The sequence below is a fragment of the Actinoplanes sp. NPDC049118 genome, assembly GCF_040648555.1.
In the GTDB taxonomy this organism is placed as follows: domain Bacteria; phylum Actinomycetota; class Actinomycetes; order Mycobacteriales; family Micromonosporaceae; genus Actinoplanes.
The window spans coordinates 110,749-131,235 of record NZ_JBEZDY010000015.1 but is presented as its reverse complement, the minus strand read 5'-3'; the positions used below and the strand labels follow the sequence as shown (position 1 = coordinate 131,235).

At 73.2% G+C, this 20,487-nt stretch carries 19 protein-coding genes; 7 read left to right on the top strand and 12 right to left on the bottom strand.

Annotation, left to right across the window (positions count from 1 at the left end):
- Positions 1 to 58: 58 nt before the first annotated feature.
- Both AB0B58_RS24425 and AB0B58_RS24420 read right to left on the bottom strand, forming a co-directional pair.
- Positions 59 to 1,018 (bottom strand): alpha/beta hydrolase, encoded by a 960-nt coding sequence (locus AB0B58_RS24425; protein ID WP_360227726.1) that lies wholly within the window; start codon positions 1,016 to 1,018, stop codon positions 59 to 61.
- Positions 1,018 to 3,042 (bottom strand): Daple, encoded by a 2,025-nt coding sequence (locus tag AB0B58_RS24420; RefSeq protein ID WP_360227723.1) that lies wholly within the window; start codon positions 3,040 to 3,042, stop codon positions 1,018 to 1,020. Before AB0B58_RS24420 ends, AB0B58_RS24425 begins: the two co-directional genes overlap by 1 nt.
- Positions 3,043 to 3,270: 228 nt before the next feature.
- On the opposite strand from AB0B58_RS24420, the gene AB0B58_RS24415 reads away from it, so the two are divergent.
- The 3 genes from AB0B58_RS24415 to AB0B58_RS24405 all read left to right on the top strand — a co-directional run bounded on the left by AB0B58_RS24415 (position 3,271) and on the right by AB0B58_RS24405 (position 6,207).
- Positions 3,271 to 3,933 (top strand): TetR/AcrR family transcriptional regulator, encoded by a 663-nt coding sequence (locus tag AB0B58_RS24415; protein ID WP_360227720.1) that lies wholly within the window; start codon positions 3,271 to 3,273, stop codon positions 3,931 to 3,933.
- A gap of 36 nt (positions 3,934 to 3,969) precedes the next feature.
- On the top strand, positions 3,970 to 4,194 hold the full coding sequence (locus AB0B58_RS24410; protein WP_360227717.1) for a DUF3107 domain-containing protein: 225 nt from the start codon (positions 3,970 to 3,972) through the stop codon (positions 4,192 to 4,194).
- A gap of 258 nt (positions 4,195 to 4,452) precedes the next feature.
- Positions 4,453 to 6,207 (top strand): DEAD/DEAH box helicase, encoded by a 1,755-nt coding sequence (locus AB0B58_RS24405; RefSeq protein WP_360227714.1) that lies wholly within the window; start codon positions 4,453 to 4,455, stop codon positions 6,205 to 6,207.
- A 61-nt stretch (positions 6,208 to 6,268) separates the two neighbouring features.
- On the opposite strand, the gene AB0B58_RS24400 is transcribed toward AB0B58_RS24405, so the two are convergent.
- The gene (locus AB0B58_RS24400) at positions 6,269 to 6,562 is read right to left on the bottom strand and encodes a DUF2470 domain-containing protein (protein WP_360227711.1); all 294 of its coding nucleotides are present in this window, start codon (positions 6,560 to 6,562) and stop codon (positions 6,269 to 6,271) included.
- Complete coding sequence (locus AB0B58_RS24395; protein WP_360227708.1) at positions 6,559 to 7,203, bottom strand: biliverdin-producing heme oxygenase; 645 nt, start codon at positions 7,201 to 7,203, stop codon at positions 6,559 to 6,561. The genes AB0B58_RS24400 and AB0B58_RS24395 overlap by 4 nt, the downstream gene beginning before the upstream one ends.
- 85 nt (positions 7,204 to 7,288) lie before the next feature.
- Here AB0B58_RS24395 and AB0B58_RS24390 point away from each other — a divergent pair, with 85 nt between their 5' ends.
- A complete protein-coding gene (locus AB0B58_RS24390; RefSeq protein WP_360227705.1) occupies positions 7,289 to 8,425 on the top strand; it encodes an SAM-dependent methyltransferase in 1,137 nt (378 codons plus the stop codon).
- Here AB0B58_RS24390 and AB0B58_RS24385 read toward each other — a convergent pair.
- The 3 genes from AB0B58_RS24385 to AB0B58_RS24375 are packed head-to-tail and all read right to left on the bottom strand — an operon-like array spanning position 8,418 to position 9,979.
- Positions 8,418 to 9,419: a hypothetical protein gene (locus AB0B58_RS24385; RefSeq protein ID WP_360227702.1), complete on the bottom strand. Its 1,002-nt coding sequence runs from the start codon at positions 9,417 to 9,419 to the stop codon at positions 8,418 to 8,420. The genes AB0B58_RS24390 and AB0B58_RS24385 overlap by 8 nt on opposite strands.
- Positions 9,412 to 9,624 (bottom strand): cation transporter, encoded by a 213-nt coding sequence (locus tag AB0B58_RS24380; protein WP_360227699.1) that lies wholly within the window; start codon positions 9,622 to 9,624, stop codon positions 9,412 to 9,414. Before AB0B58_RS24380 ends, AB0B58_RS24385 begins: the two co-directional genes overlap by 8 nt.
- Positions 9,625 to 9,676: 52 nt before the next feature.
- Positions 9,677 to 9,979, bottom strand: coding sequence for a metal-sensitive transcriptional regulator (locus AB0B58_RS24375; protein ID WP_239087630.1), 303 nt, complete (start codon positions 9,977 to 9,979; stop codon positions 9,677 to 9,679).
- An 83-nt stretch (positions 9,980 to 10,062) separates the two neighbouring features.
- Between AB0B58_RS24375 and AB0B58_RS24370 the strand changes: the two genes are divergently transcribed.
- Positions 10,063 to 11,040 carry a C40 family peptidase gene (locus AB0B58_RS24370; RefSeq protein WP_360227696.1) on the top strand — a complete coding sequence of 326 codons (978 nt, stop codon included), beginning with the start codon at positions 10,063 to 10,065 and terminating at the stop codon, positions 11,038 to 11,040.
- Positions 11,041 to 11,056: 16 nt separating this feature from the next.
- Here AB0B58_RS24370 and AB0B58_RS24365 read toward each other — a convergent pair whose 3' ends face one another.
- Both AB0B58_RS24365 and AB0B58_RS24360 read right to left on the bottom strand, forming a co-directional pair.
- The gene (locus AB0B58_RS24365; RefSeq protein WP_360228082.1) at positions 11,057 to 13,213 is read right to left on the bottom strand and encodes a DEAD/DEAH box helicase; all 2,157 of its coding nucleotides are present in this window, start codon (positions 13,211 to 13,213) and stop codon (positions 11,057 to 11,059) included.
- A gap of 81 nt (positions 13,214 to 13,294) precedes the next feature.
- Positions 13,295 to 14,020 (bottom strand): SDR family oxidoreductase, encoded by a 726-nt coding sequence (locus AB0B58_RS24360; protein ID WP_360227693.1) that lies wholly within the window; start codon positions 14,018 to 14,020, stop codon positions 13,295 to 13,297.
- A gap of 146 nt (positions 14,021 to 14,166) precedes the next feature.
- Between AB0B58_RS24360 and AB0B58_RS24355 the strand changes: the two genes are divergently transcribed.
- Together AB0B58_RS24355 and AB0B58_RS24350 are read left to right on the top strand one after the other, a co-directional pair.
- A complete protein-coding gene (locus tag AB0B58_RS24355; RefSeq protein WP_360228079.1) occupies positions 14,167 to 15,423 on the top strand; it encodes a potassium transporter TrkG in 1,257 nt (418 codons plus the stop codon).
- Positions 15,416 to 16,099 carry a TrkA family potassium uptake protein gene (locus AB0B58_RS24350; RefSeq protein WP_360227690.1) on the top strand — a complete coding sequence of 228 codons (684 nt, stop codon included), beginning with the start codon at positions 15,416 to 15,418 and terminating at the stop codon, positions 16,097 to 16,099. The genes AB0B58_RS24355 and AB0B58_RS24350 overlap by 8 nt, the downstream gene beginning before the upstream one ends.
- Positions 16,100 to 16,103: 4 nt before the next feature.
- Here the strand turns inward: AB0B58_RS24350 and AB0B58_RS24345 are convergent, their stop codons facing one another.
- The 3 genes from AB0B58_RS24345 to AB0B58_RS24335 form a co-directional block, all read right to left on the bottom strand.
- Positions 16,104 to 17,816, bottom strand: a complete 1,713-nt coding sequence (locus tag AB0B58_RS24345; protein WP_360227687.1) for a serine/threonine-protein kinase — start codon at positions 17,814 to 17,816, stop codon at positions 16,104 to 16,106.
- A gap of 101 nt (positions 17,817 to 17,917) precedes the next feature.
- Complete coding sequence (locus AB0B58_RS24340) at positions 17,918 to 19,429, bottom strand: fused MFS/spermidine synthase (protein WP_360227684.1); 1,512 nt, start codon at positions 19,427 to 19,429, stop codon at positions 17,918 to 17,920.
- Between the two features lie 27 nt (positions 19,430 to 19,456).
- Positions 19,457 to 20,467 (bottom strand): hypothetical protein, encoded by a 1,011-nt coding sequence (locus AB0B58_RS24335; protein WP_360227681.1) that lies wholly within the window; start codon positions 20,465 to 20,467, stop codon positions 19,457 to 19,459.
- Between the last annotated feature and the right edge of the window lie 20 nt (positions 20,468 to 20,487).

Genomic DNA, 20,487 nt, shown 5'->3' with positions numbered 1-20,487 from the left:
CGACAATCTCCCGGGCGACGTAGGTCACGCGGGCGGCGGGACCCCACCGGTCACCGCCTCAGCCGACCGGGGAGTTGACGTCCTCGATCATCCCGATGACGGCCCGCGCGACCAGGCGCGGAACCTCCATCTGGGCGACGTGGCCGACGCCCGGCAGGATCAGCAGCCGGCCGTCGGGGATCACCTTGGCGACCTGCGCCGGCACCCGCGGATCGACCAGTTCGTCCCTGAGGCCGCCGATCACCAGGGTGGGCGCCGTGATCCGCGCGGCCAGCCGCCACTGCGAGTTCACCCCCGGCAGGTACGCCCGCAGGAAGCTGGACACCAGTCCGCGCAGCGTCCCGAGGTAGGCCCGGGGATAGTGCTCGACGGTGTGCCGGAGTTTGATCTCCTCGATCGCCTCGACGCGGCGCTGCGGGCTCACCTTGGCGGTGTCGCCGAAGCAGGCGAGCAGCACCTGCTCGGCCAGCTGCTCCGGGGTCAGCCGGGCCAGCCCCCAGGCGAAGAGCCGCTCCCCGCGCGGCAGGGCGAGCAGCGGCAGCATCGGGCCCTGCGCCGTACGCCGGGGGTCGAGGAACGGCATGGCCGGCGAGATCAGGGTCAGGGTCTTGACCAGGTCGGGGCGCAGGGCGGCCACGCGTACGGAGATGGAGCCGCCGAGCGAGTTGCCGACCAGGTGCACCGGGCCGCGGTCGGCGTACTCGAGGTAGCCGATGAGCCGGTCGGCGAAGGCCGGGATGGAGTAGCGCCGGCTCGGGTCGCTGTAGCCGAAGCCGGGCAGGTCGACGGCCTGCGCGTCGAACCGGTCCGCGAGCAGCCCGGCGAAGTCCGTCCAGTTCTGCGAGGAGCCGCCAAGCCCGTGCACGTAGACGGCGGGCTCGGCGCCCGGCGCGGTGGCCGGGGTGTCGCGGACGTGCAGCATGGCCCCGTCGATGCTGACCCGGCGCGCCGGCCACGGCGGGGGCACCGCACCGTCGGGCGGCAGCACGCAGTCCGCCGCGAGGATCGCACCCTTCATCAGGACAACAGTGCCTCAAGCCGGCGGTTGATCGCAGCAAGAGTGGCGCGAACCATGGCCTGCCGGTCGTCGCCGGTGATCACCGCCGACCCGGAGAGCTGCTCGACCCAGCCGCCGACGGAGAGCAGCAGCACGACGACGGCGACCTGCGTCGACCCGAACGGCACGGACGCGGCGTGCTCGACGAAGCACTTCGCCGGGCCGTCGGCGTGGTCGGAGTGGGTGAGCAGCTCGTCGACCGCGCTGGCGGTGGCCATCGCGCAGAGCCGCAGCAGGTAGCCGTCGACCGCGGGACCGGTGGCCTCACCCGAGGTGACGAGGCCGTTGACGATCAGCCGGACCTCGACGGTCGCCTCGGTACCGAACGTGTTGACCCGCACGTTCTCGATCATCACGCGGGGGCCGGGCTGCTCGCCCGGGTCGAGCGGGCGCGGCGGTGCAGGCTCGACACCGGTCGGCACCGGCGCCATGAACCCGGCCGTCGGCCCGGAGGCGAAACCCGGGCTGGGCGGCACCGGCCGGCCCGCCGGGTTGGGCTGGCTGGGCACGAACGGCGTGACCGGTGCGTTCGGCGCGACGACGCGGGCCGGCGGCGCGGAGGCCGGTGCGGCCGGCGGCGCGGACGTCCGGGCGGCCGGCAGCGCCGAGGTCCGGGCGGCCGGCGGCGGCGGGGTCCGGGCGGGCTGGGCGGCCGGCGGCGCCGAGGCCGGTGCGGCCGGCGAGGAGTACGACGGCGGCGCCGAGCGCGGGGCGGGCGCGAGCGGTGCCGGAGGCGCGGACCGCGGCGCGGCGGCCGGTACCTGCGCGGCGGCGAGCGGAGTGGCGCCCTGCATGGCGGCGTCCAGGCCCATCCGGTCCTGCAGCAGCCGGGCGACCTGACGGCTGACCTCGGCGGGGTCGGCGCCCTCGGACAGGTCCAGCCGCAGGCTGTGCGCACCGGCGGGGGTCGAACGCAGCGACGCGTCCCGGACGCCGTCGACCTCGCGGACGGCCTCCAGGATCGCGTTCACGTCGAAGCCCTCCTGCCGCTCCTGCGCCGACAGCACGTCACCGCGGCGCAGATGCGTCGCGATGCGGGCCAGCGCGGGGGTCTCGGCGGTCGGCTCCGCGGACGGCGGCTCCGGGACGGTCGGCACGTCCGGCTGGGCCGGAACGCGCTGCGGCAGGGCCGGTGAGGACCGCTCCGGCGTGCCGCCGGGGCCGGGATCGCCCGCGGAGTGGCCGGGGAACGCCCCGGACTGTGCGTAGCGGGCCGGGCCGTCGGCGGGCTCGGACCGCAGCCGGCGGGGGAAGCTGGAGGGGTCGTAGGACGACCGGATCGGGCCCTGGTCACCGGAGCGCGACTCGTCGGCCACCGACGGCTGCGGCACCCGGGACAGGCTCTCCATGGGCGCGTCCAGGGCGTGCCGCGCGGAGTCGGACGTCGACCAGTCGGCGCGGCGCCCGCCGGGCGTCGCCGGTCGCACCGCCGGGAAGGGCCGCTCGGCGGGCACGGCGGCGCGCTGCTGGCCCGCGGGCGGGCGCGGCGCGTCACGCCGCGCGTCGTCGAGGTCGCCCTCGTACGGGTACGGCGGGGCGCTGGCGGGCAGGATTCCGTTGACCGCGCGCAGCTCGGTGGTGTCCTGCGCGTCCGGCCCCAGCAAGTCCGGCGAGAGCGGATCCGGCCGTACGGGCGCGGTGCGGGGCGGCTCGGCGGCGCGGGGCGGCTCGTTCTGCCGGGGCTCGCTGCCGTTGGGCGACAGGTGCGCCAGCAGATCCTGGTAGCGCGACCGGCTGTCGGACCAGCGGGGTGCCGCGGAGTTGTCGGGCCGGGACCCCTCGGCGGCCGACGGCGGCGCGGAGGCCGGACTCGCCGGCGCGAAGGGGTGAACTTCCCCCGAAGGGGTGTCCGCCGGAAGTGGCCGGTCCGCAGTGTACGACCGGAGCTCGGCGGGGGGCCGGCGCCAGGACGGCACGTCGGTCTCCGCGTCAAGCGCCGAGCCGGCGTTTGACCACGGGCTCTCCCGTGTGGCCCAGCCGTTCAACAGGGTACGGTCACGCGACTCAGCACCAGTGCCGCCTTCCCCTGCACCGGCGTCCCCGGAATGCCCTGTTTCGTCCACCGCGCGCTCCTCGCTTGCCCCCGCTGAGGCTACCGTGTGGTTGCAGTGGCGATAAGTTGCAGCGTCGCGACAATTGCCCGCCCGGCAACCGGCAGACGGCGAACCGGGCAATCTTCGCCAAGGCGCGGGGAACAAGTCTCGGAGGTTCACATGACCGCTGCGTCCGGCGGGGCACAGACGGCGGGGCGCCCCACGCGCCTGCCGCGCTCTGCACGCCGTAAGCAACTGCTTGCCGCCGCGCAGCAGATCTTCGTGGCACAGGGCTACCATGCCGCCGCCATGGACGAGATCGCCGAGCGGGCCGGCGTTTCCAAACCGGTGCTCTACCAGCACTTCCCCGGGAAGCTGGATCTCTACCTGGCCCTGCTGGACACCCACTGCGACGCGATAATCGCCAAGGTGCGCGGCGCGATGCTGGCGACTCCGGACAACAAGGAGCGGGTCAAGGGCGCCGTCCGGGCCTACTTCGACTTCATGGACCACGAGAGCGAGGCGTTCCGGCTCGTCTTCGAGTCCGACCTGCGCAACGACCCACAGGTCCGCGAGCGCGTCGAACGCGTCGAGCAGGGCTCCATCGCCGCGATCACCGACACGGTGGTCTCCGACACCGGGCTCAGCCGGGCGAACGCCGAGCTGCTCGCCGCCGGGCTCGTCGGCGCGGCCGGCCAGGCGGCGCAGTTCTGGCTCGCCAACGGACGCCAGACGCCGAAGCCCGAGGCGGAGGCGCTGGTCGCCGCGCTGATGTGGCGGGGCATCGCCAGCTTCCCGCTGCAGGGTGAGTCAACGCCCGGCACGTCCGGGGAAATCGGCTAGCCTTCAGGGCGGACGACATCTGAGAGGGAGGACCCCGTGGAGGTCAAGATCGGCGTGCAGTACGCCCCGCGCGAGCTGGTGCTGGAGAGCGCACAGACGCCGGCCGAGGTCGAGCAGGCCGTGACCGAGGCGATGGCCAAGGACAGCGTTCTCACTCTGACCGACGAGAAGGGCCGCAAGGTGATCGTCCCGGTCGCCAAGCTGGCCTACGTGGAGATCGCCGAGAAGTCCGAGCGGCCGTTCGGCTTCACCACGCGATAGCACCGCGCGACGAAACGGCAGGGAACTCCGCTCCGGGGCGCCCTGCCGTTTCTATACAGCACCGTCACCTTCGCCCTGAGGTGCGGAATCTCTCGGTCGGGTAGACTCGGTTCGTCGCCGTCGACGTCGGCTCGTCAATTCGAGTCGCCGCGGCGACGCGCGTGCGGCCCGCGAGCATCTCGCGTGTGGCCCGCGCCCTACCCAGACCGCGCCCCAGGACTTCGACGGGCGCACCACGAGAGGCACCCGTAGAACTTCATGACCGACATCGAGAACAACGAAACAGAGCCGGCCCTGGTCCCGGTGCTCACCCGCGCGCCCGTCCGCGCCGACAGCCCCACCTTCGCTGAGCTGGGCGTCCGCGCCGAGACCGTCGAGGCGCTGGCCGCCGCCGGCATCACCCGGGCGTTCGCGATCCAGGAGTACGCCCTTCCCATCGCCCTGCGCGGCACCGACCTGATCGGTCAGGCGCCCACCGGCACCGGCAAGACCCTCGGCTTCGGCCTGCCCCTGCTCGAGCGGGTGCTCGCGCCCAGCGAGGGCGCCGACGGCCAGCCGCAGGCCCTCATCGTCGTACCGACCCGCGAGCTCGGTCTCCAGGTCGCCCGCGACCTCGCCGCCGCGGGCAGCACCCGCGGCGTGCGCGTGCTGCCGATCTACGGCGGCGTCGCGTATGAGCCGCAGGTCGAGACCCTGAAGAAGGGCATCGAGATCCTGGTCGGCACCCCCGGCCGCCTGCTCGACCTGGCGAAGCAGAAGCACCTGAAGCTCGGCTCGATCAAGGCCCTGGTGCTGGACGAGGCCGACCGGATGCTCGACCTCGGCTTCCTCGAGGACGTCGAGAAGATCCTGGCCATGCTCCCCGAGCAGCGCCAGACGATGCTCTTCTCGGCGACCATGCCGGACCCGATCGTCGCGCTGAGCCGCCGCTTCCTGCACCACCCGGTGACCATCCACGCGGGCCACACCTCCGAGAGCGGCCCGTCGCCGCTGACCAAGCAGGTCGTCTACCGCACCCACCCGCTGAACAAGCTGGAGATGGTCGCCCGCATCCTGCAGGCCCGCGAGCGCGGCCTGACCATGATCTTCACGCGGACCAAGCGGGCCGCGGACCGGGTCGCGGAGGACCTCGACTTCCGCGGGTTCGCGGTGGCCGCGGTGCACGGCGACCTGGGACAGGGCGCGCGTGAGCGGGCCCTGCGCGCGTTCCGCTCCGGAAAGATCGACGTGCTGGTGGCGACCGACGTGGCCGCCCGCGGCCTCGACGTCTCCGGCGTCACCCACGTCATCAACTACGACTGCCCGGAGGACCCGGACACCTACACGCACCGCATCGGCCGCACCGGCCGCGCGGGCGCGACCGGCGTCGCGGTGACCTTCGTGGACTGGGAGGACATGCCGCGCTGGGTGCTCATCGACAAGTCGATGAGCCTCAACATGCCGCAGCCCCCGGAGACCTACCACACGTCCGAGGCGCTCTACTCCGACCTGGACATCCCGACCGACGTCTCGGGCACGTTGCCGACCGCGGTGCGCACCAGGGTCGGCCTGTCGGCCGAGATCGAGGAGGACCTGGGCGGCACCCGGCGTCGCGGCAGCCGCGACGGCGGCCGTGACTCGGCCCGCGGCCGTGGCCGCAACGAGCGCTCCCGCGGCCCGCGCCGCGACGACGCACCGGCCGAGGCCGCCGCGCCGGCGACGACGGACGGGGCCGGCGACGGGCCACGCCGCCAGCGCCGCCGCCGTCGCGCGGGCGACCCGCTGACGGCGACCGACGAGGCCACCACCGCCCCGCTGTTCGCGGACGGTTCTGAGGCGATCTCCGCCGAAGCGGCCGACGCGGCGGCCGGCGACGACACCGACGGCGGCCCGGGCGAGGGCGACGCGGCGGGCCGGCCCCGCCGTCGCCGCCGGCGTGGTGGCCGCGGCGGCCGCGCCGCGGGCGGCGCCGCCGAGGGCGGCGAGGGCGGCGAGGGCGCGCCCGCCGAAGCGGCGGGCGGTTCCGAGGACTGACACCCCGCTACGGGCGTACAGGCGGGTCACCCGTCCGGTACGCCCGTGGCCGGGCGGTGGATCAGTGAGTCGGTTCCAGGCCGAGGGCAGCGCACGCCCGCCGGTACATGCTGACCGCCTCCAGGCGGACCTGACGGCGTTCCGTCAGGTGCTCGCTGAACGGGATGCGCACCGGGACGGCGATGCCGTTCACCGTCGCGTCGAAGTCCATCCCGTCGGCGTCCATACCCGACATCCGGGCCGCGCTCGCGGCCTCTATGCCGCCCAGGCCACGGACGATCAGCACGTTGTCGTCGGCGTGGTCGTCGTTCATGTGGCGGGCGATCTGCGCCACCACCTCCGGGGTGAAGGTCATTGCCAGCGCTCCTTCAGTTCGCGCAGCACCGCGATGTTCAGCCGGTAGGCCTCGGTCACCTCGGCGAGGAAATTCTCTTCATCGTCCGGCGTGAATGCGACGTGGTCGAGCAATTCGCGGTAACGGGTGCGGAACGCCGTCGGCGAGACGCCCTCGAAGACGAAGAACCTGTGGCCCGCGCCGTCGAGGCCGTACGCCTTGGCGATCGCCGGACCCAGGTACTGCCCGCCGGAGAGGTCGCCCAGATAGCGGGTGTAGTGGTGCGCGATGAAGGCCCACGGCCGATCGAACGAAACCGCGCGCAGCCGGGCACGGTACTCCGAGGTCGCCGGCAGCGGCGTGAGCCGCGGCTCCGGGCCGAGCAGGGTCTCGAGGTCGTCCGTGAGCGCCGGCAGCCGGGTCAGTTCGGGGAAGACGAAGTCCCCCGCGACCGGATCGTCCGCCATCACGGCGGCCGCCTGCTCGAGCGACTCGTAGATGAACCAGTGCTGCGCGGCCAGGTCGGCGTACGCCCGCCTCGGCAGGCGGCCGGCGGCCAGGGCGTCGAGGAAGCCGCTGCCCTGCGCCGCGTCATGGTCCGTCCGCGTGCCGGCGCGCAACCGGACGGAGAGCCTCTCCGTGGGAGGGTCGGCCAACGTCATCGCAGCACCTCCATGCCTAGTTAGGTGAGCCTAACAAACGGGACGGCTTTGTGGATCATCGATTTCGGCGGGGCAGAATGGTGGGATGCCCCAACCACTGGATGCCGTCCTCGCCGAGGTGCGTGACCTGCTGCTCGACCCCGCCCTCACGCGTGCGGTCGCGGCCGGCAAGCGCCGCGGCCTCACCCCTTCGGTCAACCGGGCCGAGCTCCGGCCGGTCGCCCTCAAGGGCGGGAACCGGTTGCAGATCGTGACCGATGACGGCTCCCGGCCCTACACCCGCAACGTCGCGCCCGGCGCCGAGGCGGCGGCGGCGATCGACGCCCTGCTCGCGGAGCCGTTCGGAAACTGGCACGTGGAGACGGCCGAGACCACCGTGCAGGTGCGGATAACCAAGAAGGGCGACGCGCAGGTACACCGGGCCGCGACGGTCGAGCCCACGGTCACCCAGGGTCACGACCGGGCCAAGCAGTGGCTGCTGGATCCCGGCGACCCGCTCTTCACGGTGGTCGGCGGGACGGCGGCCAAGCGCCGGCAGGTCGACGCGTTCCTGCGCGCGCTGGCCGCCACGCTGCCCGACGACCTGCCGGGCCTGCTGAGGGTCGTCGACCTGGGCTGCGGAAACGCGTACCTGACGTTCGCGGCGTACCGCTACCTGACGGACCGCGGCGTGCGCGTCCAGGTCGTGGGGGTCGACGTGCGCGAGGACCAGCGGGTACGCAACTCCGCCGTCGCCGAGCGGCTGGGCTGCGGGAACGCGGTGACGTTCGTCGCCGGCACGATCGAGGACGCCGCCGTCGACGAGGCGCCCGATCTGGTACTCGCCCTGCACGCCTGCGACACCGCGACGGATCAGGCGCTGGCCCGGGCGGTGAACTGGGGCGCCCGGTGGGTGCTGGCGGCGCCGTGCTGCCACCACGACATCGCCGCGCAGCTCAAGGGCAACCCCGCCCCGCCGCCGTACGGTGAGATCACCCGCCACGCGATCCTGCGGGAGCGCTTCGCGGACGTCCTCACCGACTCGCTGCGCTCGGCCCTGCTGCGGCTGCGCGGCTACAAGGTCGACGTCGTGGAGTTCGTGGACTCGGCGCACACGCCGCGCAACCTGCTGCTGCGGGCCAGGCTGACCGGCGCGGCGCCGGCACCGGGCCAGCGCGCCGAGTACGACGCGCTGACCGCTGGTTGGGGCGTGACGCCGGCGCTGGAGAAGCTGCTCACCTGACGACGGCGGTGAACGCCGCGGTGTGCACCCGGCCGGCAACCTGGAAGTCGAAGAACATCCGGTAGCGGCCCGGCCCCGGCGCGGCCAGCCAGAACTTGACGGCACCGTCGACGGGTCGCGGCTCGGGGTGCACGTGTACGTAGCCGACGTCGCCCTCGCGGAACACGACCAGGTGCCCGAAGGCGCCCAGGTACGGCTCCAGCGCGGCGGGACCGCCGCCGGGCCCGGTCACCGTCATGAGCAGCGGCTGGGCGGTGCCCGTTTGTGGCTGCCCCGCGTACGAGACGGTGAAGCCGTCGGTGGTCGCCCGGGTGTCGGGCGCGGGGAGCGCGACCGGGGTGTAGGTGCCGGGGACCGTGAGGTCGACGCCGAGCGTGACCGGGGTCGGCCGGCCGCCGACGACCGCCGTGAGGTCGGCGATCGCCCGGTAGCTTCCCGGCGCCGCCAGGAGCAGGTCGACGCTCCAGGTGCCGTCGGCCGCCATCGTGGGGTGCAGGTGCTGGTAGCCGCTGAGGTCGCGGCGCACGACGACGAGGTGCAGCGGCTTGTCGTGCACGACCGCGTACGTCGTGACGGGCACGCCGGCCGCGACGATCCGGAACGAGAACGGCTGCCGCCGCCCGGCCTGGAACGCGGTGTTCGCGGGCGCGAGGGTGAGGCCGGCGGCGGTGACCGCGAGGCCGCCGACGTTCTCGGCGGAGCCGGCGCCGCCGGCGACCCCGGTGACCGTGCCGTCGGCGTTGTGCACGTGCGGCGCGGTGCCGGTGTCGTCGTGCGGCGCGGTGGCGCCGCCCGGGTCGTGGCCGTGCCCGCCGCCGGTGGCCGTGGGGGTGGCCCCGGGTGCGGCCGCCGCCCGCTCGACGGAGTTGTTGAGGCGGCCGATGCCGTAGCCCGCGAAGAGGACCACCACGACGACCGCCCCGAACGCGGCGAGCCGGAAGCCCGCGGACGCGGACCTCGGCTCGGGGGGCGCCTGCTCGAGCGTGTCAGGCATCGGCGAGCTCGTAGCCGGCCTCGTCGACCGCGGTGCGTACGGCGTCGTCGGTGAGCGGGGCCTCGCTGGTCACGGTGACGGCGCCGGATCCGAGGTCGACCAGGACACTTGTCACGCCGGGAAGTTCGGTGATCTCGCTGGTGACCGCCTGCACGCAGTGCGTGCAGGTCATCCCGGTCACGGTGTATGTGGTGGTGACTGGCATTGCATTCCCTTCGACTTCCTGCCGGTCGCCGGTCCGGCGTCCCCGGCGTTACTCAGGAGCGGACCAGGCGGGCGATCGCGTCCGACGCCTCTTTGACCTTGGCGGTCGGGTCGCCGGCCCGCGCGGCGTCGACGACGCAGTGCGCCAGGTGGTCCTCGAGCAGGCCGACGGCCACGGCCTGCAGGGCGCTCTTGGCGGCCGAGATCTGGGTGAGGACGTCGATGCAGTAGGTGTCCTCGTCGACCATCCGCTGTAGGCCCCGGATCTGTCCCTCGATGCGGCGCAGGCGCCCGAGCAGGGCGGCCTTGTCGCCCGAGTAGCCGTGCGGGCCGGGATGTTCGTGGTCGGTGGTCATGACCGCAAGCATACCCCCCACCCGTATTCAATCCGGCGAGCCACACGCGTGGCTTTTATTCCTTTTGTCTCGTTAAGGGTTCTGTGTCGTTTACCCTGACCGCCCGAAAGATCATTGTCGCCCTCGTCCCGGTGCTGCTGCTCGCGGGTCTCGCCCCCGAATCCGCGCACGGAGCCGACCGCCCCTCGGCCGCCGAACTGGACAAACGGATCGGGGCGGCGGCCCGGCAACTCGAGGTACTTGTGGAGCGGTACAACGACTCCCGCGAGGACCTGCACGCCACCAGGATGCAGACCAAGCACCTGGGCGGTCAGCTCGGCCCGATGACCCGCGACCTGGAGCGACGGCAGAAGCTGATGGGCGGGCTGGTGTCGCGGACGTACCAGCGGACCCGCAGCGGCCCCACGATCGCGCTCTTCGCGGCCGACGAGCCGCACCTGTTCGTGGACAAGCTGCTCGTGCTGCACCAGCTCGCCACCGAGGAGCAGCGGGCGGTCACCGAGCTGCACGCGGCCAGGACGAGGGTCTACAAGGCCCGCAAGATGCTCAACGCGCTCGCGGACCAGCAGCGCCGCCAGCAGCTGCGGCTACGCGTGGGACAGGCCACGGTCGAGGGCGAGATCGCGGCCCTCAAGCAGATGCGGGCGATCGCGTACGCCGGCGGTTCCCGTTTCGGCCCCGACGAGAGGATCCCGATGCCGGAGTTCGTGCCGGGGCGCCCGGGCAAGGTACTGGCGTTCGCGTTCGGCCAGCTCGGCAAGCCCTACCGCTGGGGCGCCGCCGGGCCGAACTCCTACGACTGCTCGGGGCTGGCGCTGGCGGCCTGGAACGCGGCGGGCGTGGGGCTGCCGCACAACGCCGCGCGGCAGTACCGCGCCGTGGCGCACGTGAGCAGATCCGAGCTGCGGCCGGGCGATCTGGTGTTCTTCTACGGCCCGATCAGCCACGTCGGCGTCTACATCGGAAGCGACAAGATGATCCACGCGCCGGAGTACGGCGAGAACGTCCGCGTGTCCAGCATCGACACCCAGCCGATCCACGGGTTCGGCCGCCCGGGCTGACCTCGACCCCCACGCCTCAGCCGGCGACGGCCAACGCGAAGGGCAGGACGCCCGGTGCGCCCGCGCGGCGCAGGGCCCGGCCGGCCAGGACCATCGTCCAGCCCGAGTCGCAGAGGTCGTCGACCAGCAGGACCGGGCCGGCCAGGCCCGCGAGGGGCTCCACCACCTCCGGCGGGACCGCGAAGGCGTCGTGCAGGGCCAGGACCCGCTGCGCGCTGTTGCCGCGGGGGCCGGCGTCGCCGGCGTGTGTCGAGGTCAGCGTTCCCAGCATCGGCAGCCTGCCCACCCTCGCGATGTGGTCCGCGATGCTCGCCACCAGCACCGGGCGCCGGTGCGAGCCGACGGACACGACCGCCGCCGGGCGCTGCTCCCAGCCGTCGTCGCCGTGCGCCCAGGCCTTCAGGACCTCGACCACCGCGGCCGCCAGGTCGTCCGGGAGCGGGTTGTCCGGCGCGTCCGGCGCGACCAGGTCGCGGAGCCTGCCGCCCCAGCCGAGGTCGGACAGCCGGCCGACCGCGCGGCCCGGGCGGATCTGTTCGGCCGGGCCGATCTTGCCCTTCACCGGCACGCCGACCGCGGCCAGGCCCGTCGGCCAGAGCTTCTTCGGGGAGATGTCCACGCCGGCGTGGCCCAGGAACGTCTTGGCGGCGGTCAGCGACGCCGGGGACACCTCCGCGTCGAACATCGGGTCGGCGCAGGTGTCGCAGCGGCCGCAGGCCCGTGCCTCCGGGTCGTCGAGGCAGCGGCGCAGGAACTCCATGCGGCAGCCGGCCGTCTCCGCGTAGTCGATCATGGTTTGCTGCTCGGCCGTGCGGGCCTGCGCGACGCGGCGCAGCCGGGCCGTGTCGTAGGTCCAGGGCTCCCCGGTGGCGATCCAGCCGCCGCGGGTGCGGCGGACCGCGCCGTCCACGTCGAGAACCTTCAGCATCAGCTCGAGGCGGGCCCGGCGCAGGTCCACGATGGGCTCGAGCGCCTGCGTGGACAGCGGGCGGTCCGGCGGCAGCGCGGCCAGCACCGCGCGGACCTGGTCCTCCGGCGGGAAGGCCAGCGACGCGAAGTAGCGCCAGATCGCGGCGTCCTCGGCGCCGGGCAGGAGCACGACCTCGGCGTGCTCGACCGCGCGGCCCGCGCGGCCCACCTGCTGGTAGTACGCGATCGGCGACGGCGGCGCGCCGAGGTGGACGACGAAGCCCAGGTCCGGCTTGTCGAAGCCCATCCCGAGCGCCGAGGTGGCCACCAGCGCCTTGATCTTGTTGTCCAGCAGGTCCTGCTCGGCGGCGCGGCGGGCGGAGTCCTCGACCTGGCCGGTGTAGGACGCGACCGGGAAGCCGCGCGAGCGCAGGAACTCCGCCGTCTCGGTCGCGGCGGCGACCGTCAGCGTGTAGATGATGCCGGAGCCCGGAAACCGGTCGAGGTGGTCGGCGAGCCAGGCCAGCCGGTGCGCGGGGTTGGGCAGGTCCAGCACGGCCAGGCGCAGCGAGTCGCGCTCGAGCGCGCCGCGCAGGACCAGCGCGTCGCCGAGTTGCTCGGCGACGTCGGCGGTGACCCGGGCATTGGCCGTCGCCGTGGTCGCCAGCACCGGGGTGCGGCCCGGCAGCCCGGCCAGGAACGTCCGCAACCGCCGGTAGTCCGGGCGGAAGTCGTGGCCCCAGTCGGAGACGCAGTGCGCCTCGTCGACCACGAGCAGGCCCGTGCTGGCGGCCAGCCCGGGCAGCACGTTGTCGCGGAAGTCGGGGTTGTTGAGCCGCTCGGGGCTGATCAGCAGGACGTCGACCTCGCCGTTGCGGATCTCGGCGGTGATCTCGCCCCACTCGTCGAGGTTGGCCGAGTTGATCGTGCGGGCCCGGATGCCCGCGCGGGCGGCCGCCTCGACCTGGTTGCGCATCAGGGCGAGCAGCGGCGAGACGATCACGGTCGGGCCGGCGGGCGGATCGCCGGGCTCGGCGGTGATGCCGTCGCGCAGCAGCGCCGTGGCGACGAAATAGACCGCCGACTTGCCCCAGCCGGTGCGCTGCACGCAGAGCACCCGCCGCCGGTCGACGACCAGGGCCTCGATGGCCCGCCACTGATCCTCGCGCAGGACCGCGTCCGCGCCGGCGAGCCGGCGCAGCACCTCCTCGGCGCACTCGCGCACACCAAGCCGCTCGGCCTCGCTCACCGTTTCCCGCCGCATGTCCGCCACGCCAGCATGTCTACCAGCCCGGACACCGGCGCACCGTCCGCCGAACCGGCGGCACCGGATCGCCCGGTGCCGTCAGCGGCCCAGGACCGAACCGCCGTTCACGTTGATGATCTGGCCCGTGACGAAGCCGCCGCCGGTGCCGACCAGCCAGCGGACCGCCTCCGCGATGTCGTCCGGCGCCCCGGCCCGCTTCACCAGGGTCGCCGCGACCCGCTGTGCGTGGCCCTCCTCGGTCATGCGGCCGTCGAAGAACTCGCTGTCCGTCACGTAGCCGGGCGAGATCACGTTCGCCGTGATGCCCTCGGTGCCCAGCCGGGTCGCCAGGTCGAGCACGTAGCCGTGCAGCGCCGCCTTCGCCGCCGAGTACGGGCCGCCGCCACCGCGCTGCGCCGCGATCGAGCTGGTCAGGATGATCCGCCCGCCCGGGCGGCGCAGCAGGGGCAGCAGCGCGCTGGTGAGCAGGACGGCCGTGATGACGTTCGAGTCGAAGTTCGCCCGCCAGCGCGCCGCCAGCCCCTCCGGCGTGGAGTCGTCGCCGCCCACGTAAGCGCCCGCGTTGTTGATCACGACGTCCACCGGGCGGCCGGCGACGGCCTCGACCACGGCGTCGGTCCGGCCCGGCACCGCGAGGTCGGCCTGCACCGCCGTCGCCTGCGGGCCGATCCACTTCACGGCGTCGGCCAGCACGTCCGGGCGCCGGCCGACGATGATGACGTCGTAGCCCTCCCCCGCCAGCATCCCCGCCGTCGCCCGGCCGATTCCCGTGCCGCCCCCACTGACCACCGCAAGCCTCGCCATGTCGCCGACTCTAAGGGGTGATTGCGGGAGGATGCATCTAGATCGAGACGAGGAGGTACCGGGTGCGCAGCCGATCACCGTGGCGCCATCCGGCCCGCATCGTCCCCGCGGCCTTTCTCGGTGCCGTCGGATTCGGCACCATCCTGATGATGCTGCCCGCCGCGCGGGCCGAGCCGGGGCAGACGCCGTTCGTGACCGCGCTCTTCACCGCGACCAGCGCCGTCTGCGTCACCGGGCTCTCGGTGGTCGACACGCCCACCTACTGGTCCGTCTTCGGCCAGGTGCTGCTCACCGTGCTGTCGCAGATCGGCGGCTTCGGCATCATGACGCTGGCGACGCTGCTCAGCCTGCTCGTGTCGCGCCGGCTGGGGCTGCGCAGCCGGTTGATGGCGCAGGCCGAGAGTGCGGGGCTGTTCGGCGGCAACGTCGGCGGCGTGCTCATCCGGGTCGCGATCGTCATGTTCGCCTCCGAGGCCGTCATCAGCGTCGTGCTCACGCTGCGGTTCTGGCTGGCGTACGACTATCCGTTCGGCCGCGCCGCCTGGGAGGCCGTCTTCCTGGCCGTGCAGGCCTTCAACAACGCCGGCTTCGCGCTGTACCCGGACAGCCTGGTGGGCTTCGTCGGCGACTGGTGGATCTGTGTGCCGCTGTCGCTGGGCGTGCTGGCCGGGTCGATCGGCTTCCCGGTGCTGTTCGAGCTGGCCCGCGAGTGGCGGACGCCGGGCGTCTGGTCCACGCACACCCGGCTGACCGTCTGGGGCATGCTGCTGCTGAGCGCCACCGGGTTCCTGGTCTTCCTGGCGTTCGAGTGGAGCAATCCGGCCACGCTGGGGCCGCTCGACACCCCGACCAAGGTACTCGCGGCGTTCACCCAGGACGTGATGACCCGGTCCGGCGGCTTCAACACCATCGACCTGGGCGGGTTGAACCCCGAGACCACCGCCTTCACGATCGGGCTGATGTTCATCGGCGGCGGCAGCGCCAGCACCGCAGGCGGCATCAAGGTCACCACCTTCCTGCTGCTGGCGTACGTGATCTGGGCCGAGATCCGGGGTGAGCCGGACGTGGTGGTCCGCAAGCGCCGGATCGCCGAGGCGACGCAGCGGCAGGCGGTCACGGTGGCCCTGCTCGGGGTGGCCCTGGTCGCCTGGGGCACGATCAGCCTGATCCTGCTGACCGACGACGTACCGCTCGATCAGGCGCTGTTCGAGGTGACCTCGGCGTTCGCGACGGTCGGGCTCAGCACCGGCATCACACCGACCCTGCCGCCGTCCGCGCAGGTGCTGCTCGTCATCCTGATGTATGTCGGCCGCGTCGGCACGATCGCCGTTGGTACGGCGATCGCGCTGAACACCCGCCGCCGGCTCTACCGCTACCCGGAGGAGCGACCCCTCGTTGGCTGAGAAGGCAGAGAAGAAGCTCGCGGTGAACGCCGACAACGTCGTGGTCATCGGGCTGGGCAGGTTCGGCGGGCAGGTCGCCGCGTCGCTGGTGAACCTCGGCCACGAGGTCCTCGGCGTCGACACCGACCCGCACATCGTGCAGGACTGGTCCGACCGGCTCACCCAGGTCGTCGAGGCGGATGCCACCGACACCGCCACGCTGCGGCAGCTCGGCGTGCACGAGTTCGCCAGCGCGGTGGTCGGCATCGGCACGAACCTCGAGGCCAGCGTGCTGACCGTGCTCACGCTCGCCGAGGTGGGCGTGCCGGAGATCTGGGCGAAGGCGACAAACGTCAAGCACGGCAAGATCCTGTCCTCGGTGGGCGCGCGGCACGTCGTCTACCCGGAAGCCGAGATGGGCGAGCGGGTCGCGCACCTGATCACCGGCCGGATGCTGGACTACATCGAGTTCGACGACGGCTTCGCCATCGCGAAGGTGCGCGCGCCCAGAGAGGCGATCGGCCGCACGCTGGCCGACACCGGCCTGCGCACCAAGTGGGACGTCACGGTGGTCGGCATCAAACTGCCCGGCGAGGACTTCACGTACGCCCGGCCGGAGACGGTCGTGCCGCCGGGCTGCATCCTGATCGTCTCCGGCAACACGTCCAAGGTGGAGCGGTTCGCCGCGATCACCTGAGCGCTCAGATCTTCACCGAGAAGCCCGACTTCGGCGGATCCTTCCTCGGCGCCGGAGCCGGGTCGCGAGCCGGCGCCTTCCGCGGTGGCGGCGAGGGAGTGGACGCGGCCGGCTTCCTGGGCGAGGCCGGGGGCGCCTCCGCCGTGTCGGGTGTCAGCACCGCGCCCAGCACCTCGGCCCGGCACTTGTGGCCGTTGAGCCTGAACGCCAACGGAAGCGGGTTGCTTATCCGGTAGCTGCCGCTCAGCGCGATGGTGTCGGACCGACCGGGCCGCAGGTCCTTACCGTCCCGGGCGTGCAGCATCAGCTTGCGTCCGCGCTGGATGAGCCGCTTCGGCGACTCGGTGAGCCGCTGCCCGCCCGCGAAGGCGAACTCCAGCCGCCACTCCGACAGCACGTGCTCCCCGGTGTTGATCACCGTGACCTGGGCACCGAAGTCGGTACCGGAGTCGTGCTGGACGCGGTATCGGACCTTGCACCCGCTGCCGTGCGGCGCGACCGCGCCCGTCCCGGCGCCCGCCGCCGCGGCCTGCGCGGTGCCGACGTCGACCGGTTCGCGGCTGGACGACCAGGCCAGGCCCATGGTCGCGGCGAGGATGACGGTGGCGACCCCCGCCTGGAGACGGTGCCGGCCGGCCACGACGGCGTCGCCCAACCGGCCGCCGGTGAACAGGTCGTGCACCAGGGCGCCGCCGCGGAAGAGCCCGCCGCCGAGCGGCCGCGGGCCGCCGGCCCGCAGGGCCCGGGCGAGTCCCGACCCGGTACGCGGCCGGAGGCCGGTCGTCCGGACCGGGCGAGCCGCCGGCCGCGGCAGCGGGTGCGGCGAGGGACGCGGCGTGGCGTCGCGGGCCGCCACCGGCGGGATGATCGGCTGCAGCCCGACCAGGGCCGCCAGCGTCGCGGCCACCTCGGCCGCGGCCGGCCGTTGCTCGGGCCGCTTGGCCAGGCAGCGCAGGCAGAGGTCGGAGACCTCCGGCGGCAGGCCGGGCAGCGACGGTACGGGTTCGGGATCCGCGAACAGGTGCGCGCGCAGCGCCTCGGTCGTGTTGCCGGCCGGCCACGGGAACCGCCCGGTGAGGGTCCGGTAGAGCAGCAGGCCGAGGGAGTACACGTCGGTGGCCGGCGAGACCGAGCTGCCGCTGAGCCGCTCGGGTGCGAGGTAGGCGGGGGTGCCGAGCAGGCTGCCGTCGGCCGCGGCGTCGCGCTGCCCGATCACGGCGGAGATGCCGAAGTCGACGACCTTGGCCCCGGCGCCGGTGAGCATGACGTTGGCCGGGGTCACGTCGCGGTGCACCACGCCCCGGGCGTGCGCCGCCGCCAGCGCCGACGCCACCTCGGCCACGATGATCACCGCGTCGCGCCACGGGAATGAGCCCTGCCGGCGCAGCCGGGCGGAGACCGACTCGCCGTCGTTGAGCTCCATCACCACGTACGGGACGGTGAGGTTCTCGTCGAGCGGGGACTCGCCGAAGTCGAAGATCCCGGTGATGTGCGGGTGGCACAGCCGGGCCGCGGCCAGCGCCTCCTGGCGCAGCCGGTCGCGGAACAGGGAATCGGTGGCGAGCTGCGGGGAGAGCACCTTGACCGCGACGGCCCGGCCGAGGACCTCGTCGTGTGCACGCCAGACCACTGACATCCCGCCGGTGCCGAGCCGCTCGATCAGGCGGTATCGATCACCGACAAGGCCACCTCTTCTGCCGGTCGCCAGCCACCCCATGAGCCGATTGTTGCCCGCTCACAGCCCTCCCACGGTGGGTCCCGGAAAACACCTCCGGCTGTTCACGGCGGTCTGACCGGCGCAACGCTCTTTGTCCGGAATCACCCCGCCAACAGTTGATCCACCGGTGCGTAGTCGTCGGTCAGCACCCGGGCGCCGCCGACGAACCCGTCCAGCTGGGCGCCGGAGATCAGCCGCACCGGCTCGTCGACCAGATCGAGGTGGTTGCGGATCTCGTCGAGCGGCAGCGGCGACCTCGAGGCCACGATCACGAAGTTCGACCCGGTCTTACCGTCGAGGGCGGCCTGCGGCGCGACGAGTGCGACGTGCGGGAAGACGGCCGCGACCGTGGCCGTCTCGGCCCGGATGAAGCGGCCCGGCGGGTAGTCGATGACGTTCTGCGCGTAGACGCCGTCCGCGCGCAGCACCCGCGAGATGTCGGCGGCCATCTCCCGGGTGGCGAGGTGCCAGGGGACCACCAGGTGCCCGAACGCGTCGCCGATCACGAGGTCGTACGCGCCGGTCCGCTGCTCGGCGAGCCCGACCCGCCCATCGCCGACCCGCACCCGCAGCTTCGGCCCGGTGCGCAGGCCGAGCTCCTTCTTGTCGAGGTCGACCAGGCCGCCGTCGAGCTCGAGGACGAGCTGGTCGCTGCCGGGCCGGGTCTGCGCCACGTACCCCGGCACGGTGAATCCGCCGCCGCCCAGGTGCAGGACGTCGATCGGGGCGGCGGCGGCCTTGGCGACGTCGACCAGCGCACCGAGCCACTGCACGTACGCGAACTCGAGGTGCGTCGGGTCGGCGAGGTCGACGTACGAGTGCCGCGCCGAGTTGAGGATCAGCGTCCGGCCGCCCGGCGCGGACGGATCGGCGTCGACCCGCGCGCAGTGATAGGCGGTCTCGACGTCGCACGGCGTCGGCGCCGAGGCGCCCAGCCCGGCGCCGAACAGGCCGATGGTGACCACCACGGCCCGGGTCCGCGGCCGGCCCGGCAGGGTCAGCCCGGGGCTGGTGCGGCGCAGCCACCAGCCGAGCCCGAAGCCGGCGAGGGCGAGCGCCCCGGCCAGGGTCAGCACGATCCAGCTGCTCGGCATCGCCGCGACGAGGACGAAGCCGGTGCCGAGGGTGGCGGTGATCGCGCCGAGCGTTCCGAAGCTGGAGAGCCGGCCGACCACCTCGCCGGTCCGGCGCAGGTCGCCGAGCTGCAGCTTCACCGTCAGCGGCGTGATCGTGGAGAGCAGGAAGGCGGGCAGGAAGACGGCCATCGCCGCCAGCAGCAGCACCGCCGGGGCCGTGCCGCCGCGCATGATCTCGCCGCCCCAGCGGACCAGCGGGAGGGTGCCGACGGTGGTGATCGCGGCGAGGAGCAGCGCCGGGGCGAGGAGGACCCGCGGGTCGTGCCGGTCGGCGAGCCGGCCGCCGAGCCACGTGCCGTACGCGATCGCGGCGAGCGATATCCCGATGACCGAGCTGCTCACCTGAAGCGTCACGCCGACGTACGGCCCGACCAGCCGCAGGGCGACGATCTCGAGGACCAGCACCGCGCCGCTGGCGAAGAACACCAGCCCGGTGGCGAGTCCGGACGGCAGGGCACGCGGCGGGGAGGTCTCCATCGCGCGGATGCTACCGGCGCCCACCTGTCAGATGACTGAAAGGTGCACGTGGTTGGTGTGCGTGGCAGACGGACCGCCCGATCCGCTGTATGCCCGCCAGCCCGTGCCCGGCGACCAGATCTGCCGGTACCAGATCACGTAGAGCACGCCGAGCCGCGACGCGTTCTTGACGAGGTAGGCGGCCAGATTGTTGCCGTAGGTCCGGTCGCCCCCGGAGGCGTTGACGTTTTCGAAACCGCCGGCCGCCGCGGAGAAGTCGCAGGCCCGTCCCTTCGGATGCTCGCCGGAGGAGCGCTGGCTGAAGCACGACGTGTACCGCTTGAAGCTGGCCGCCTTCGCCTGCTGGTACGAGTTGAGCAGCCGCGGCGTGATGCAGCCGGAGGTGGTGGGGTCGTTGATCGTGCAGGACTCCTTGGGGTAGGAGCCGTCGGAGTTGCGGGGTGCGGCCTTGGCCAGGGGCGAGTTCGGGTTGATGAAGCCGCCGGCGACGGCTCCGCCGCCGACGCTGGCCAGCGCCTGCTCGGCCTGCTCCTTCTTCTTGGCCATGACCGTGACCTGTTTCTTCTGCTCCTTGATCTCCAGGTCGAGGGCGGTCTTCGCCTGCTCGGCCGTGGTGACCGCGTCCTGGTAGCCGGTCAGGGCCTTGCCGTCGACCTGTGCCATCTGGTCGAGGCGCAGCGCACGCTCCATGAAAGTGTCCGGCGAGGTGCTGTTGAGCAGCAGCGTCATGGTGTTGAAGCGGCCCTGCCGGTAGGAACGGTTGGCGATCTCACCGACCCGGCTCTCGAGCTCGGTCGCCTTCTGCTTGGCCTGCTTCAGCGTCTCACCGAGCTGGACCTGGCGCTTCTTGGAGGCATCGAGCCTGTTCTTGGCCTCGATGTGGCCCTTGGCCGCCGACTCGAGGGCCGCGCGGAGGGTCTTCGTCCCGCCCTCGTCGTCGGGTTCGGCGTGCGCGGCCGGCGCGGCGACGACCATTACGGCCACGGCAGCAAGCAGTGCCAGGACAGGCTGGAGCCGGCGCAGGAGAGTCGCCGCCACGGTCTACCTCCCAAGTCGTG

What these genes read in the sequence shown, in the direction of transcription:
- AB0B58_RS24425 (WP_360227726.1), bottom strand. Translation starts at nt 1,018, where the DNA reads ATGAAGGGTGCGATCCTCGCGGCGGACTGCGTGCTGCCGCCCGACGGT.
- AB0B58_RS24415 (WP_360227720.1), top strand. Translation starts at nt 3,271, where the DNA reads ATGACCGCTGCGTCCGGCGGGGCACAGACGGCGGGGCGCCCCACGCGC.
- AB0B58_RS24405 (WP_360227714.1), top strand. Translation starts at nt 4,453, where the DNA reads ATGACCGACATCGAGAACAACGAAACAGAGCCGGCCCTGGTCCCGGTG.
- AB0B58_RS24400 (WP_360227711.1), bottom strand. Translation starts at nt 6,562, where the DNA reads ATGACCTTCACCCCGGAGGTGGTGGCGCAGATCGCCCGCCACATGAAC.
- AB0B58_RS24395 (WP_360227708.1), bottom strand. Translation starts at nt 7,203, where the DNA reads ATGACGTTGGCCGACCCTCCCACGGAGAGGCTCTCCGTCCGGTTGCGC.
- AB0B58_RS24390 (WP_360227705.1), top strand. Translation starts at nt 7,289, where the DNA reads ATGCCCCAACCACTGGATGCCGTCCTCGCCGAGGTGCGTGACCTGCTG.
- AB0B58_RS24385 (WP_360227702.1), bottom strand. Translation starts at nt 9,419, where the DNA reads ATGCCTGACACGCTCGAGCAGGCGCCCCCCGAGCCGAGGTCCGCGTCC.
- AB0B58_RS24380 (WP_360227699.1), bottom strand. Translation starts at nt 9,624, where the DNA reads ATGCCAGTCACCACCACATACACCGTGACCGGGATGACCTGCACGCAC.
- AB0B58_RS24375 (WP_239087630.1), bottom strand. Translation starts at nt 9,979, where the DNA reads ATGACCACCGACCACGAACATCCCGGCCCGCACGGCTACTCGGGCGAC.
- AB0B58_RS24365 (WP_360228082.1), bottom strand. Translation starts at nt 13,213, where the DNA reads ATGCGGCGGGAAACGGTGAGCGAGGCCGAGCGGCTTGGTGTGCGCGAG.
- AB0B58_RS24360 (WP_360227693.1), bottom strand. Translation starts at nt 14,020, where the DNA reads ATGGCGAGGCTTGCGGTGGTCAGTGGGGGCGGCACGGGAATCGGCCGG.
- AB0B58_RS24355 (WP_360228079.1), top strand. Translation starts at nt 14,167, where the DNA reads ATGATGCTGCCCGCCGCGCGGGCCGAGCCGGGGCAGACGCCGTTCGTG.
- AB0B58_RS24345 (WP_360227687.1), bottom strand. Translation starts at nt 17,816, where the DNA reads ATGGGGTGGCTGGCGACCGGCAGAAGAGGTGGCCTTGTCGGTGATCGA.
- AB0B58_RS24340 (WP_360227684.1), bottom strand. Translation starts at nt 19,429, where the DNA reads ATGGAGACCTCCCCGCCGCGTGCCCTGCCGTCCGGACTCGCCACCGGG.